Origin of the sequence: Acetobacterium wieringae, from assembly GCF_001766835.1 — a bacterium.
GTDB classification, from domain to species: Bacteria; Bacillota; Clostridia; order Eubacteriales; family Eubacteriaceae; genus Acetobacterium; species Acetobacterium wieringae.
Genome location: NZ_LKEU01000028.1, coordinates 16436 through 31774 on the forward strand (window position 1 = coordinate 16436; position 15339 = coordinate 31774).

The following is a 15339-nucleotide window of genomic DNA, read 5'->3' on the forward strand; positions in this document are numbered from 1 at the left end:
TATTTAGAGCCTTCGTTCTCAATGCATTTTAATATTAACCTGTAAGGATGATTATATTAATTCCATATTTAAATGTCAATCCTTTTTTAGATCCGTGACGTCTTTTGAGGCAAATAAGGAAATAATATAACCACCAATTACCTTAATCGTACCCATTATCGGCACTGCCATAATCATCCCGACACCGCCAAACATGGCGCCGAAAAAGAAGATTGAGAAAATAATAAAGACCGGATGAAGCCCCACATTGCCGGACATCAGGGCTGGTGCCAAAAAATTGCCGCACACTACCTGAACCACGCCAATCACAATCAACATTGGAATCATCATCATTGGATTGGTGAATAGTACCAGCAGCATAATCACAATGGTACCCACCGCTGGTCCAAAATAAGGCACCATCGTGGTAACCCCGGCGATTACGCCGATAATACTGGCATAGGGGAGTCCCAGAAAAAAAGCTCCAATCCCGGTGGCAATCCCAGCGATCAGCGAAGTCAAACCCTGTCCCTTGATAAAACCGCCAATGACCAGATCAATATCACAACACATTTTTAGCATACTATTACGATACTGTAGTGGAACCAGATACATAATCCCCTTAATAAAGAATTCTTTATCGATCATCAGAAAAATGGTCACCAGTGGAACAATGATAATGTTCATCAGCTGCCCACTGTTCTGAATCAGCGCATTCGAAATCCCCTGAAGTGCTGTTGCAAATCCCTGCAGGACATTTCCCAACACTTGCTCCAGATTGAAAAACTGAGTAATATCATATCCAGTAAAATTTGAAATATAGTCCGATAGATTGGTTATGTAGGTCTGCATCTGCGTTACAAAGCTTGGAATGCTCTTGATCATACTGGCTATATTGGTAATCAGACTGGGAATAAAACTCATGAAAGCGCCAATCACCAGTGCCAGAACCGCAAAAAACACGATCAATACCGAACTGCCCCGGCTTAACCCTTTATTTTCAAGAATCCTGACCAGTGGATTAAGCAGATAAGCCAACACAATCGCAAAAAAGAAGGGTGCGAACATTCCGGCCAGCGTTGGCCAGATAAAAAAGCACAGCGCCGCAATTAAAACGACGACAATAAGGTTAAGAAATAACAATCTCTTTTTGTTTGATGAATCTTCCATTATTTAACCCCCAGCAATTTATTGGCGATGCCTGTCCCCTGATTTTTAAACCCGATATCAAACATCTCTTTTTCGTAATATAAGACCTGATCCTTATAGACCAGATCAGCGGCCGGAATGATCGCAAAGCCATGATCGATGTCATCAAAAAAACTTCGGGAAATTTCATATTCAGTAATAGCAAATGTATCATCTTCAATGGTCGCATTGACCACGTGCCCAAAAGCCTCCCCGTTTATATCCACGACCTGATAATCCATCAGTGGAAAAGCCTCTTCCAGATACGCTTTCACTTTTTTGCCGTTGACTTTAATAATGTCTTTTTCGTTTCCGATCACCATCCGTTTGTAATTAACGTCGACAATATTTTCAGGTTTGAAAAACTGAGCCTTGGAGAGAATACCGCCGGGATTGATCACCAGATATTTCACAACGTGATCCACCACCACCAGACTCTTGACCAGTCCATGACGTCGGCCATTATTTTGAGAAATAACCACCACATTGAGTAAAATGTTCGCTTTCATTTTGTGTTCCTTTCTTTTTTTGTCATTGTGTTTATTTTACCCTATTATTGTTTATCTTACCCTATTATTTTTTTTATGGCAATGTCGATTTTTCTTTTTTTGTAAACAAAAGGACGCTCTAATGCAACTTCTATTTAATAATCGCCAATTCATCTTTAACATTAAAGGCTACATTGAGATGCCTGGCGCTAAAATGATTGACATGGCCGCCGATTTTTTTATCATCAGAGATAAAATGAAAGTGCCACCCCACCACGTTTATACCCTGCGCCGAGGCCGGGCAAAAAATCCCTACTAGGCAACCGTTAATGTTTTTTAAAACCACCACCGATTGGTCACTGACAATTCTATCCAGCGCTTCATAGGGCTTTTTCTGGGGCCACACTCCATGAATCTCAATACTCTCAAATTCCCCTGAAATTCTGGCCAATATCGGGTTTTCAGGATGGGCAATAGCGTGATTAAGCTTTTCACCCGCACAAATCATATCGCCGTTTATTGCCAATATCTGACCCTCACATTTCCCCAAAGCACCCAGGGTTGCAAAAGGTGTTGTGTCTGCCAAACCCGCCACTTCAATGGAGCAATCTCCTAACGCACGATATACCACGCCATCGACAACAATCATTTCGCCATTGAGTTTATCAAACGTGCCAAATCCGGTGTCGCCAAAGGTTAACATCTTTTTTACCGAGATTATTCCATCATACCCTTTGTTTTTAAAAGCCGTCAGCGTTGAAACCTGAAATAGTTTATTATTCCTCATGCGAAGTCCTCCATTTTTTCAAAAGAAAGACGCAGTCTCCAGTAACAGAAACTGCGTCTTTGCCGTCTATATGACTATTGTTGTGCTTTTTTATTGTGATAGTCTTCAATCGCAGCCTGAATCGCTTCCGCTGCCAGCACTGAACAGTGAATTTTTTCAGCAGGCAATCCGCCTAAGGCATCAACGACATCCGAGTTTTTAAATTTTCCCGCTTCTTCAATACTCTTACCGATAATCATATCGGTAGCCATGCTACTACTGGCTACTGCAGCCCCGCAGCCAAAGGTTTTAAAGGACGCATCCTCGATGATACCGTCATCGTTAATCTTCAGGAAGATTTTCATAATATCACCACAAGCAGGGCTGCCAACCTGACCAATACCGTTTGCTCCTTCAATCTCACCCACGTGTTTGGGACAGGTAAAATTCTCCATTACTACATCTGTATATTCCATTTTATTTTCTCCTTATTTATAGTTTAGTTTATTTTTAATGATGGTGGTGGTCGGCTTTATCAAAAACCGCATCATCAATCGGACAATCGGCATTGATTGGGGACATTTTTCGCAAACGCTCAATAATCTGGATCAGATTGTCAACTACATAGTTAATATCTTCTGCTGTTGTGTGTTTGCCAATCGTAAGTCGCAGTGATCCGTGGGCAACTCCCGCCGGTAAGCCAATCGCCAGCAACACATGGGATGGATCCAGCGACCCTGATGTACAGGCCGACCCACTGGATCCAGCCACGCCGATGATATCCAAACTGAGTAGAATCGATTCCCCCTCAATATAATCAAAACAGAAATTCACATTTCCGGGCAACCGTTTTTCCGGATGACCGTTTAAACGAACCTGCGGGATATTATCCATGACCCCTTTAATCAGCAAATCTCGTAATTTCTTCATATGAGCAGCATTTTCTTCAAGCTGTTCCGTGGCCATTTCGGCGGCCTTACCAAAAGCCACTATTTCGGCGGTATTTTCTGTCCCAGCCCGTTTTTTTCGCTCCTGAGCGCCACCATGGATTAAATTATCAATGGGTACCCCTTTTCGAATAAATAAAGCACCGATCCCTTTCGGGCCGTATATTTTATGCGCCGATACCGACAATAAATCAACGTTTAAATCCTTTACATCAACCGGGATATTCCCCAGGGCCTGAACCGCATCGGTGTGAAAAATAATTCCTTTTTCCTTGACAATCTCGCCAATTTCTTTGATCGGTTCAATGGTTCCGATCTCATTGTTGGCAAACATGATTGTCACCAGAATCGTGTCTTTGCGGATGGCATTTCGTAAATCATCCAACGAGATCAAGCCATATTCGTCAACCGGCAGATAGGTTACTTCAAAGCCCTGCTTTTCCAGATATTCACAGGTGTGAAGCACCGCATGATGCTCGATGGTAGAAGTGATAATGTGTTTTCCCTTAGCCTGATTTTTCATGGCAATGCCTTTAATGGCCCAGTTATCGGCTTCTGATCCACTTCCGGTAAAATAAATTTCCCGGGGATCGGCGTTGATGGCTTTAGCAATCTGGAGCCGGGCTGCCTCAATGCTTTTTTTAACGCCCCGGCCTTCGGTGTAAACGGAAGAAGGATTTCCGAAATATTCGGTAAAAAATGGCAACATGGTTTCAACAACGGCTGGATCAACAGGCGTTGTTGCGGCATGATCTAAATATATTCGTTTCATAACAATTACCTCTTTCTTGATTATTTACTTAATAAGTCCTGTAATGTGCGATTGTCAATGACATTACTGATACTGTCGCTAATATCTTTCCAAAGCCCTCTGGTCACGCACTCCGGTGATTTGACACAGGTAAGCTTCCCACCGCCATCAATACATTCTGCTAATTCGATCGGACCTTCAAGTGCTCTGATAATTTCACCAACAGTAATATCACCAGGCTCCCGAGCTAACACATAGCCACCCCGGGCACCTCTAATGCTTTTGACCAGACCGGCGTTTTTTAAGGTTGAAAAAAGCTGTTCCATGTAAGAATCCGAAAAATTTTGCTTTTCGGCGATTTCCTTAATTGAAACCGGACCATCTCCAAATTGAAGCGCCAATTCCACCATGGCAAGCACACCATATCGTCCTTTTGTTGAAAGTCTCAATTGCAACACCTCCCTGGATTATTTCCGAGTATTCCACCGGGATTTAATGTCATTATAGCACGAATTTTAAATTTTTCAAGAGGTAAATAAAAAAAGTTTCAAAAAAAAGACCCAAGCTCCGGAAAACCAGAGCATGGATCTTTTAATTAATGCATTCTTATTTTTCGTCTTCGCTATCTCCGAAAAGACCATCGAATAAGTTACCGAATGAATCCCCAAGAGTTACATTAGCGGTTTCTTCATAAACTGTTTTATTCCGATTGTTGCTGCTATGGTTTTGTTGCGGTCTACGATTTCTATCACCGCCACCATAGTTGCTGGATCTTTCGCGATCACCTGAACTGGCATTGCTGCTGTTACTGCTTCGTGGTGTAGGAGCCGGACGTGCAGGCGCTTCTTCAGTTGCTTTTTTACTTAAGCTGATTTTTTCTTTTTCAGGATTAATGCCGATGATTTTTACTTTTAAGACATCACCAGTATTTAAAACTGAAGCAACCGATTCAACCCGGTTGTAGCTGATTTCAGAAACGTGAATTAAACCTTCAACACCTGGAATCACTTCAGCAAAGGCACCAAAATCTAAAATGTTCGTGATGGTAACTTCTACTTCATCATCAACATTATATTTAGCAATGAAATCATCCCAGGGACGATCCATTAATGCTTTAACGCTTAATTTGATTTTTTTGTCTTCATCATTTTTAGCGATTACCTTGGCTTCAATTTCCTGGCCTTTTTCAACAATATCTTTCGGCTCATTAATTTTTTCCCAAGTCAGATCGGAGCGATGAACAAACCCATCGATACCGTCAAGATCGACAAAGATTCCGAAGTTCGTAATGGTTTTAACCACACCCTTGACGACATCATCCACGTTTAATTCGTCAAAACGCTTGTCTTTCATTTCTTTGACTTGTTCCCGACGTTCTTTCATATCTTTTTCCAGAATAATTTTTTGAGAAAGAATCGCACGACGTCGTTTAGGATTGTAATCAATGATGATCCCTTTAACTTTTTCGCCGATCAGGGTGTTCAAATCTTTAACGTAACGAACATGATATTGTGACGCTGGCATATAAATATCGGTAAATCCGATATCAACAATTAAACCATTTCCAGAAATATCTTTGATTGTTCCTTCTAAGATCGTTTTATTATCAAAGGCGTCACTTAACTGTTTCTGTACGAGACGGTTATCATATTTGATTTTTGAAAGTTTTACATTTCCTGAACCCTCATTTAAATCCGTTACGATACACCAAACTTTGTCTCCTAATTGTACAAGTTCAGATAATACCTCATCGCTTCTCCATGTGAAATCATTCTTTTTGATGATACCATCTGCTTTGTAGCCAATGTTTAAGATTACTTCATCTTCGGCAATGTGGATAACTTCACCTTCGATTTCAGCACCCCGACGAATTGTTTTTAATGATTCTTCAATTTCAGCAGCGAAATCGAAATTAGCATCATCATACTCGTCTTTTTCAATGGTTTCCACCACTTCCTCAACTACAACAGGTGGCTGTTCTTCAGTCGCCACTTCTACGACCACGTTTTCCTCAGCAATTTTGTTTTGCTCTTCCATACCTTCCAATACCTCCTTAACGATCCAATCCGGTGTTGACGCTCCTGCCGTAATACCAATTTTTTGGTATTTCATTACCTCAGAGAGATCTAAATCCCGGATGGTTTCTATGTGACAAGTTTTTTCGCAATGGGATTTACAGATATCCACCAATTTTTGGGTGTTCGAACTGTGGTATCCACCGATTACGATCATATATTCTACTTCTTTTGCAGTTTTTGCTGCCGCTGCTTGTCTTTCAGCGGTGGCACTGCAAATAGTATTAAATATAACAACTTCTTTGACTCTTGACCGGATCGCATCACAAATTTCATTGAATCTGGATTCGATGATGGTGGTCTGAGCCACGATACATATTCTATCATATCTTTCAATATTTTCCAACTGATTTATATCATTAATTATTAAAGCTTTTTCCCTACACCAGCCGTTAGCTCCAATTACCTCCGGATGATCCTTGTTTCCCACAATAACGATCTGATATCCGGCCGCATCATGGCTTTCAACTTTTTTTTGAACCGCCCGAACAAAAGGACAAGTGGCATTGATGATAGGAAGTCCTTTTTCCCTGATCGCTTCAATAATATTCTTGCCAACCCCATGTGAGCGCAGAATGATACAGCCGCTATCAATGTTTACAATATCCTCGTCTGCAATAATTGTTACGCCCTGATCAGCCAAACGGTTGGTTTCCTGACGGTTATGGCTGATGGGTCCCAATGTATATATTTTTTCCGGACCGGACTCAAGTGTATCCTGAACCATTTTCATGGCGTTTTCGATTCCAAAACAATAACCCGCCTTGTCGGCTATAATTATTTCCATATTAACCTCAAGTCAATTCCAATCCATAAACTGTATCCATAATTTTCTCACTGAGCTGCCGGGTTTCTTCATCTGTCAGTTTTTTTCCATAGTATTCTTCCAGATAAACGGGCTTGCCAATAATAATTTCGATTTTACTTCTAAACCGGTAGTGTCCTTTGATCCGCACCGGAACAATCGGCGATTTTGTCTTGATCGCAAAGACGACAAAACCACTGGCCGGTGGGGTTCGATCTTCCGGGTTAACCCGATGCCCTTCCGGAAAAATCCCCAGAACCTTGTCTTCCTTGAGAATTTTTAAGGATGTCTTAATGGTTTCCACCCCGACCTTTTCGCGATTAACCGGAAAGGCATTGACCTTTTTGAAAAACCAGCTCAACAAGGGATTTTTAAACAGCTCCACCTTGGCCATATAGTGGATTTCCCGGGGGGTTGTAAAGGAAATGACGACCGGATCAATATTACTGATGTGATTGGGGCAGATCAGTGCACCACCGCTCTTTGGAATGTTCTCCTTGCCGGTAATGGTGATTCGAAAAAGAATCAAACTAAGCAGATAAGTTAAAAATCGGCCAATTTTATAAATCATCGGCAAACCTCATCAATATAGGTTTTCATTTCCTGGTATACTTCTTCGATGCTTTTCCCGGTGGTGTCAACGACAATGGCATCGGCAACCTTCACCAATGGACCTTCTGAGCGATTGCGATCATTCGTGTCGCGCTTCTCGATGTCGTTTTTGATTTCTGCCAGCGCTTTACCGTTGCCTTTTTCATCCAATTCAATTTTTCTGCGTTTTGCCCGTTCCAGAACATCGGCATCCAGAAAAAACTTCACTTGCGCATCCGGTAAAACCACTGAACCAATGTCTCTACCATCCATGACCACCTCATGATCTTTGGCATATTCCCGTTGTTGAGCAACCATCAGATCCCGAACCGCTTTGATCCTGGCCACATCGGAAGTATGCCGGGAAACCAGGGGCGTCCTAATTTCCTGGGTAACATCTTTTTCATTACAAAATACCTGATTCCCCTCAAAGCGGATCACAGTCGACTGGGCAATTTTTATAATATCATCCTCGTTATCAAAACGATCACCGATCTGATTTAAAACGCAATGGGCAATACACCGATACATGGCACCCGTGTCCAGATAAGTCATGTTATAGGCGGCGGCTATTTTTTTTGCGATCGTACTTTTTCCTGCGCCAGCAGGTCCGTCAATGGCAATTTGCATCTTACTCTCCCTCTTTCAACTCTTTACAAAAAACTATTTAACTGCGTTTCCGGCCAGCCAGCCGGTGGAAACGGCAATTTGAATATTATAACCACCGGTCAGAGCATCGACATCGAGCATCTCTCCAGCGATATAAAGATTTTTAATCTTTTTTGATTCCATCGTTCCCGGATCCACCTCTTTAACATTCACACCGCCAACGGTAATAATGGCTTCATTAAAATCCCGCAAACCGGCAATGCCGATTCTTAACTGTTTAAAGCACGCCACCAGCTTTTTTCGCTGCTCTTTGGTAATCTGATTCACCTTAACAGCTGGATTAATCCCCGACAAGTCTACCATCACCGGAATCATTTTTGATGGCAACAAATCCCCCAGGGCATTTCCAAAATCCTTGTTCTGATATTTAAGGAAGTCCCGTTGAATCCGGGCATCCATTTGATCACTGCTTAAAGCCGGTTTCAAATCCAATTCCAGACAATAATCTTTGGTATTCCCTACCATATAAGAACTTAGTGATAAAACCAGCGGACCTGAGATTCCAAAATGGGTGAAGAGCATCTCACCCAGCATTGACTTGACCTTTTTTTGTCCCTTTGGTGTTTTTTTATATAGGGTTAATACCACATTTTTCAGTGCCAGCCCCTGCAGATCTCGGGGCCAATCTTCTTTGGTATTAATAGGCACCAGTCCTGGGGACAAAGGTGTGATCTGATGACCGTTTTTTTCTAAGATCTGAAAAAAATTACCGTCCGAACCGGTGGATGGGTAACTCTTGCCACCAGTTGCCAGAATTACCGCATCATAACTCTGCATATCACCGTTTTCCAGCACAATTCCATTGACGATATTATTCGTAATTAACAGATCGATTATTCTAGTATTTAAATAAACCCGGCAACAGTTGTGTTTCAATGCCGCCTTAAAGCCGCTAATGACATCACTGGATTTATCCGATGCCGGAAAAACCCGATCTCCCCGTTCTGTTTTTAAGGGTACCCCATGTTTTTCCAGAAAGGCCATAAAATCCGCATTCGTATACGAATATAAGGCGCTGTACATAAAACTGTGATTGTGGACGATACTGTCAAAATAGTCACCAATGTCAACAGCATTGGTCAAATTACAGCGACCTTTACCGGTGATATACAGTTTTTTTCCCAGTTTTTCGTTGCTGTCATACAAATCAACCTGATGCCCTTTTTCGGCCGCTGCTACCGCCGCCATCATGCCGCCGGGGCCTCCGCCAATTACTGCTATCCTACTCATTGATTATTTTTTCCTTTCCTGAACTATTTTTCCAATTCATCGCCGGTATAAATATAATGTTCTCGCCAAATTTCTTCTAGTTCATTAAAGGTTTCTCTGGTCTTACCAATATTTCGGAGCCCCACCGAAATCACCAGGGCATTGATGAGCGATAGCGGTGCCACCAGTGAATCCACAAACGAGTAAACATTGCTTTTGGCAATCAACCGGTGTTGGGTAAAGACATTAATCGGGGCATTCTCATTATCAGAAATCGTAATGATTTTTACCCCTTTGTTTTTTAAAAATTCAACTGCCTCATAAGTTTTTTGGGCATAACGGGGAAAACTGATGGCAATGACGACATCTTCTTCATTAACCCGGATCAAATGCTCATAGATATCGGACACCCCATAATTGACCACCCGCACATTGTCCAAAATTAGATTAAGATAATAACCAAGATGCTCGGTTAGCAGGGTGGTAGTCCGAAAGCCGATGATAATCACCTTTCGGGCATCAAGAATCAGATCAATACAGGACTTGAAAATCTCATAGTCAAATTCCTCAAAAGTGGCGTTGATATTTGAAAGATCTGACTTTAAAACATTTTGCACTGTTTCCTGCAAGGCCTTTTCTTTTTGCTCGTTTCGCAAGGTCATATCGATCCGCTCGATGGTTGTTAGCTTGCTGTTGATTTCATTTTTTATCGCCCGACGAAATTCCGGGTAACCTTCATAACCCAAAGTCACCGAAAAACGCACCACCGTTGCTTCACTAACACCAACACTTTTAGCTACTGATACCGCCGACATTTCAGCCGCATTTTCATAATGACTCAGCATAAAGTCAGCAATTAATTTATGGGATTTACTGAGCTTTGGATAGCGCTTCTTAATTGCTGAAAAAATATCCCGGCTTTCTTTTACACTTGAAACATCTTTCATTTCTACCTCGTTCTCTGGATGATGACTAATGTCGGGGGGGATTTTCGATTTAATGTTTGAAAATGATGGGCCACAAAAGGAGCTTCCAGCATTTCACCCCAGGCAATCACTGCCTGCGCTTCTTCAGCTCCCCCGGGATGCCCCGGATAGAGACAGATGGTCATCATTCCGCCAGTCGATAATAGTCGCAATGCACTACTGAGTGCTTTGATCGTTGTTTCAACTTTTGTAATAATAGCTGGATCACCGCCGGGGAAATAGCCCAGATTAAACATAACCGCTTTAACAGATCCCTCCTCAATTTCGGCATCTATTAACCTCGTCATTATAAATTCGTGACTATCACATATCAGCGTTACGTTGTCCACAGATTTGCTGTTATCCAGCAAACTTTTAGTCTGTTGCAGCGCAACCGCCTGAATATCAAAAGCAAAAACCCGGCCGCTTTCACCAACACATTGCCTCAGGAACAGCGTATCCTGGCCGGTTCCAGCGGTGGCATCAACTACAGTGTCTCCCGGTTTCAGTACCGGTCGCAAAAATTCCCAAGCCAGGTCAGTGACCCGCAAGGGCTTATTTTTCACTGCAACCAGCACAGGGCTTGAAAAACTCTCCGACAAAATCACGATGGATCAGCGTTTCCCCTTCTTCGATAAATTCATGATCTTTGAAGTACGCAGCAAATTCGCCAGTGGCCCCCTGTACTGACAGAGTGGTACAGCCTTCTTCGGCCATTTTATAAAGCAGGGTTCGAATAATGCCATCAAATACCGCCATCGCCTGATCACCCTGAAAGGTCATAATCATCTCGTAAATATCGACCTGTTCTTCCCCATAAAAAAAGCGAACGGCTCCCAAAACTTCAGACTTGGCTGTGTCCTCTGCCACGATATATAGATCCCGTTCTTTTTCTTTTTCTGGAAACAACGCCTGAATTTGACTAAACGCTCTTGGAAATCCTATTTTTATCATTGCTTTTCTCCTTTTAAATAAGTAATTTCGTCATGATTTAAATACCGCCATTCCCCGGGTTTTAGATTTCCCAAAGTCAGCTCACCAACAGCCACCCGCTTTAAGTCAATGACCGGGTGACCGATCGCTGCGCACATTTTGCGGATCTGTCGTTTTTTTCCTTCGTGAATCCGCATTTCCAGCAGACTGGTCTGCCGATCCACTTTGAGCACCTTGATGGCAGCCGGGGCAGTGTGGTAATCCTCGATATCGATACCGTGACGGAAGGCTTCCAGACTGCTGTTGTCAGGACAGCCCTTGACCAGACCAATGTAGATCTTTATAAACTCATGACTGGGGTGAGTCAACCGAAATGTCAGATCGCCGTCATTTGTCAACAGCAGCAGACCTTCGGTGTCCATGTCCAGGCGTCCGACGGTGTAAAGCCGTTCTTTTATCGGCACCAGATCCAGCACCCGTTGACGACCATGGGTATCTTCTGACGTCGATAAAACCCCTTTGGGTTTATTAATCATCACATAAATTTTTACTGCAGTACTCAGTCGTGTTCCGGCAACAATAATCTCATCTTGTTCCGGTTCAACCGGAAAACCTGGCTCATGAATCGTGATCCCATTGACCATAACCAGGCCCTTCTGGATCAATTCTTCAGATTTTCTCCGGGATGCCACCCCGCATTGCGCCATGTATTTTTGAATTCTCACTGGGCTGCCTCCAAAATCCGGGCATCGCCCATGGTTTTTTCCAGCATCCCAGCCAGCAACGCTTCACTGGACTCTGCTGTGTTTTGCGAATCAGTCTTGAGCAACTCCAGATCAAAGCTTTCCTGTTTACCCTGAGAAAACACCTCAAATTCCGGCATTTCTTTTAAACTGCTTAAGCCCATGGTTTTTAAAAAGGCGTTGGTCGTTTTATAAAGAATCGGTCGACCCGGTGCTTCCAGACGGCCACCATCACAAATCAACCCCCGATCCAACAATCGCTGAATGGCACTGCTGGAGCTGACTCCCCTGAGTTCATCAACGGCCAGCCGGGTAACCGGCTGACGGTAGGCAATAATCGCCAGGGTTTCCAAAGCAGCCCGGGATAAACCGGTTTTTTCCTGCTGGCGGGTAATTTCTTTGATGTACGTATAGTATTCCGGTTTTGTGGAAAGCTGGTAGGTATCCTTTGTTTGAACCAGACGAATACCTCTGGCTTGTGATTGATAATCCTGTCTAAGAATCTCCATCGCAAATTGCACTTCCGCTACCGGTTTGTCCAGACATCGACACAGTTCCGACACCGACACCCCATCACCAGCACCAAACAGAATCCCTTCGATGACGCCAGCCAGTTCATCACTGTTCACTTTTCTCCACCTCCCTATGTATTTGAAAATCAATAAACACCCGATTTTGAAGCAATCTAAGCCCGCTGGTTTTAACCATCTCCAACAACGACAGCAGGGTTACCACCACTTCCTCCCGGGATATATTCGGATGCAGCAGCTCTGAAAAGCTGACTCCGTCATCGCCGGCCTGAACCAGAACCTCCGTTATTTCGGCAATTTTTTCTTCAATACTGAATAATTCCCGGATGATCTTCTGCGGCGGAGCAATCGCCTCATTCTCCTCTTCCTTCTGAAACAAGAGTCGTTTAAAGCACTGTTCCAGGGCGTAGGGATCAATAATCAGTGGCGCCGCTTCCGTATTTTGTGGAATGTACTCCGGATCGCGATAAATGGCACAAAGCTCCTCTTGCTCCCTGGACGCAAAATAACGACTGATCTCTTTAAAGACCTTATATTCCACCAGTTGACGAACCAATCTGGCCTGAAGATCTTCGGCGTCTTCCTGCTCGGTCTCGGTTTTTGGCAGTAATGCCTTGGCCTTGATCTCCAGCAGTCTGGCCGCCATGACAATGAACTCACTAGCCACATCCATATCCATGTCCTGCCAGCTGCGAATCTGCAATAAATACTGGTTGGTGATGTCAGCGATGGAAATGTCACAAATATCGATCTTGTTTTTCTGGATCAGATTGATTAACAGATCCAGAGGCCCTTCAAACGTCTCCAAACTAACTGCATATGCCATAATCAGGACCAGATCAGATTAAAAATTGGCAGTAATATCGCAAAAAACAGGCTCGATATCCCATTAATAACCGGATTGATAATGAGTCCCAATAACCCGGTAAATGCCAGAACAAAAATTGCAATCATGCCGTAGCGCTGATATTTATAGTAAGTCATCAATGCTTTTGGCGGTAAAAATAAAACCAGAATCTGGGATCCGTCCAGCGGTGGAATCGGAATAATATTAAAGACCGCAAACATAATATTGTAAATATAAATATACTGCAGCACCAGCATCAATACTTCATTGTTAAGCGGAACCACTGCCAGATAGGCAGCCATTCCTAAAAATGCCAAAATCAGATTGGTGAGCACCCCAGACAGCGATACCACAATCATGCCTTTCTTGCGATCTTTGAAATTTCCGGGATTGACTGGTACCGGTTTGGCCCAACCAAAGCGAAACAGCAGCATTGAGATGAATCCCAGGGGATCGATGTGTTTCAGCGGGTTTAAGGTTAATCGCCCGGCATTTTTAGGGGTTGGATCCCCCATTGAATCAGCGGCATAGCCGTGAGCCATTTCATGAAAACTGATGGCAATCAGTATTCCCGGAAGGCTCAAGATTAGATTATAAAAATAGTCTGGTGTAAAATTAAACATTATCCTTACCTCGTAATTTGACATTGCATCTTTGATTTATTCAAACCGCATTTCCATTGAAGCTGCCACTTGATCAAACCAATTTTACTTTTTTGTAGCTCCTTCGCTTAGGTGTTTATCAGATAAGTCGAAGCGATGATGTATAATACAAAATAGATGATTTATTCTAATGCTCTGCATCGAAATAAACCATCTATCCTCATTGAACATTATTATTCTACTATCAGTCTTCTGGCGGCAATGGTGAAATAGTAACCCAGAGCTGCCACGGTTTTACCGTCAATGAACTGTCCGTTGATAAACAGGGTTCGCACCGTCCGTACGGGGATTTTAACAACTCGGATAAATTCATCGGGATCTTCATCCAGAGGATCCCAAACAAACTCCGTAGAACAAAATAGGGTAATTTTTTCCGTACAATAACCCGGCGTCGGAATAAACTCACCCAGTCTAAAAAGATTAAGTGGCCGATAGCCAATTTCCTCCCGACATTCCCGAATCGCCGCTGCTTCCGGATCTTCGCCGCTTTCCAGCAGTCCGGCCGGTATTTCGGTCAACAGCTGCTGACTGGCAATCCGGTATTGTTTCACAAAAAGCATCTGTCCATCTTTAACCGCCAAAACAGCTACTGCCCCCTGATGGTCTACAATCTCTCGCTTTGACAAGCTACCATCAGGAAGTTCAACCTGATCAACTCTAAGCTTAACAATCCGACCCTCATAAATTACGTCGCTCTTTATGGTTTTTTCAAACTGTTTCATGTCCACCCTCGGTCTGTTTTTCGGAAATTAATCGTTCCAGTTCATCCATAAATGATGCAACATCCTTAAATTGTCGATATACTGACGCAAAACGGACATAGGCGACCTGATCCATACTCTTTAAGGCAACCATCACCTGTTCTCCAATCAGTGAGGATGGCACTTCTTTCATTTCGCTTTGGTACAGACTCCGTTCCAGATCATCAACCACTGTTTTAATCGCATCAATGGGCACCGGTCGTTTTTCACAGGCCTTAATCATCCCATTAAATATCTTATTTTTATCGAAGGCTGTTCGCTGACCACCCTTTTTAACAACGATCAGGGGAATATTCTCGACCCGTTCGTAGGTGGTAAACCGTTTATTACAGCGGTTGCATTCCCGACGACGGCGAATCATTGTTCCTTCTTCAGATGGACGGGAATCGACCACCTTACTGTCATCAAACGCACAATACGGACATTTCAT

The 15339-nt window shown here is 43.1% G+C and carries 19 protein-coding genes and 1 other annotated feature (1 of these 20 running past the window's edge); all 19 genes read right to left on the reverse strand.

The window, feature by feature from the left end:
* Positions 1-31 (reverse strand) — a binding site (T-box leader); it reaches 199 nt to the left of the window's first position.
* A gap of 44 nt (positions 32-75) precedes the next feature.
* A complete protein-coding gene (locus tag ACWI_RS08790) occupies positions 76-1149 on the reverse strand; it encodes an AI-2E family transporter (RefSeq protein WP_070371066.1) in 1074 nt (357 codons plus the stop codon).
* The gene (locus ACWI_RS08795) at positions 1149-1676 is read right to left on the reverse strand and encodes a PRC-barrel domain-containing protein (RefSeq protein WP_070371067.1); all 528 of its coding nucleotides are present in this window, start codon (positions 1674-1676) and stop codon (positions 1149-1151) included. The genes ACWI_RS08790 and ACWI_RS08795 overlap by 1 nt, the downstream gene beginning before the upstream one ends.
* Before the next feature lie 130 nt (positions 1677-1806).
* Positions 1807-2442 carry an acetolactate decarboxylase gene (locus ACWI_RS08800; RefSeq protein ID WP_070371068.1) on the reverse strand — a complete coding sequence of 212 codons (636 nt, stop codon included), beginning with the start codon at positions 2440-2442 and terminating at the stop codon, positions 1807-1809.
* Positions 2443-2516: 74 nt separating this feature from the next.
* A complete protein-coding gene (locus ACWI_RS08805; protein WP_070371069.1) occupies positions 2517-2897 on the reverse strand; it encodes an iron-sulfur cluster assembly scaffold protein in 381 nt (126 codons plus the stop codon).
* Between the two features lie 34 nt (positions 2898-2931).
* Entirely contained in the window at positions 2932-4140 is a 1209-nt protein-coding gene (gene nifS / locus ACWI_RS08810; RefSeq protein ID WP_070371070.1) for a cysteine desulfurase NifS, read from the reverse strand.
* Positions 4141-4160: 20 nt separating this feature from the next.
* Positions 4161-4568 carry an RrF2 family transcriptional regulator gene (locus ACWI_RS08815; protein WP_084633598.1) on the reverse strand — a complete coding sequence of 136 codons (408 nt, stop codon included), beginning with the start codon at positions 4566-4568 and terminating at the stop codon, positions 4161-4163.
* A gap of 157 nt (positions 4569-4725) precedes the next feature.
* Positions 4726-6927 carry a bifunctional 4-hydroxy-3-methylbut-2-enyl diphosphate reductase/30S ribosomal protein S1 gene (locus tag ACWI_RS08820; RefSeq protein WP_242871600.1) on the reverse strand — a complete coding sequence of 734 codons (2202 nt, stop codon included), beginning with the start codon at positions 6925-6927 and terminating at the stop codon, positions 4726-4728.
* Between the two features lie 61 nt (positions 6928-6988).
* The gene (locus ACWI_RS08825) at positions 6989-7570 is read right to left on the reverse strand and encodes a lysophospholipid acyltransferase family protein (protein WP_070371072.1); all 582 of its coding nucleotides are present in this window, start codon (positions 7568-7570) and stop codon (positions 6989-6991) included.
* The gene (gene cmk / locus ACWI_RS08830; protein ID WP_070371073.1) at positions 7567-8220 is read right to left on the reverse strand and encodes a (d)CMP kinase; all 654 of its coding nucleotides are present in this window, start codon (positions 8218-8220) and stop codon (positions 7567-7569) included. Before cmk ends, ACWI_RS08825 begins: the two co-directional genes overlap by 4 nt.
* Positions 8221-8253: 33 nt before the next feature.
* Complete coding sequence (locus ACWI_RS08835) at positions 8254-9489, reverse strand: BaiN/RdsA family NAD(P)/FAD-dependent oxidoreductase (RefSeq protein WP_070371074.1); 1236 nt, start codon at positions 9487-9489, stop codon at positions 8254-8256.
* 23 nt (positions 9490-9512) lie between these two features.
* Entirely contained in the window at positions 9513-10415 is a 903-nt protein-coding gene (locus ACWI_RS08840) for a MurR/RpiR family transcriptional regulator (RefSeq protein ID WP_070371075.1), read from the reverse strand.
* 2 nt (positions 10416-10417) lie between these two features.
* Complete coding sequence (gene mnmM, locus ACWI_RS08845) at positions 10418-10999, reverse strand: tRNA 5-(aminomethyl)-2-thiouridylate-methyltransferase MnmM (RefSeq protein WP_175440927.1); 582 nt, start codon at positions 10997-10999, stop codon at positions 10418-10420.
* A complete protein-coding gene (locus ACWI_RS08850) occupies positions 10989-11387 on the reverse strand; it encodes a hypothetical protein (RefSeq protein WP_070371076.1) in 399 nt (132 codons plus the stop codon). Before ACWI_RS08850 ends, mnmM begins: the two co-directional genes overlap by 11 nt.
* Positions 11384-12073, reverse strand: a complete 690-nt coding sequence (locus tag ACWI_RS08855; protein WP_070371107.1) for a pseudouridine synthase — start codon at positions 12071-12073, stop codon at positions 11384-11386. The genes ACWI_RS08850 and ACWI_RS08855 overlap by 4 nt, the downstream gene beginning before the upstream one ends.
* A 14-nt stretch (positions 12074-12087) precedes the next feature.
* On the reverse strand, positions 12088-12738 hold the full coding sequence (scpB, locus tag ACWI_RS08860) for an SMC-Scp complex subunit ScpB (RefSeq protein ID WP_070371077.1): 651 nt from the start codon (positions 12736-12738) through the stop codon (positions 12088-12090).
* Complete coding sequence (locus ACWI_RS08865) at positions 12728-13465, reverse strand: segregation and condensation protein A (RefSeq protein WP_070371078.1); 738 nt, start codon at positions 13463-13465, stop codon at positions 12728-12730. Before ACWI_RS08865 ends, scpB begins: the two co-directional genes overlap by 11 nt.
* A 2-nt stretch (positions 13466-13467) precedes the next feature.
* Positions 13468-14109 (reverse strand): site-2 protease family protein, encoded by a 642-nt coding sequence (locus ACWI_RS08870; RefSeq protein ID WP_070371079.1) that lies wholly within the window; start codon positions 14107-14109, stop codon positions 13468-13470.
* Positions 14110-14321: 212 nt separating this feature from the next.
* Complete coding sequence (locus tag ACWI_RS08875; protein WP_070371080.1) at positions 14322-14870, reverse strand: NUDIX hydrolase; 549 nt, start codon at positions 14868-14870, stop codon at positions 14322-14324.
* The gene (gene nrdR, locus ACWI_RS08880; RefSeq protein ID WP_070371081.1) at positions 14857-15339 is read right to left on the reverse strand and encodes a transcriptional regulator NrdR; all 483 of its coding nucleotides are present in this window, start codon (positions 15337-15339) and stop codon (positions 14857-14859) included. Before nrdR ends, ACWI_RS08875 begins: the two co-directional genes overlap by 14 nt.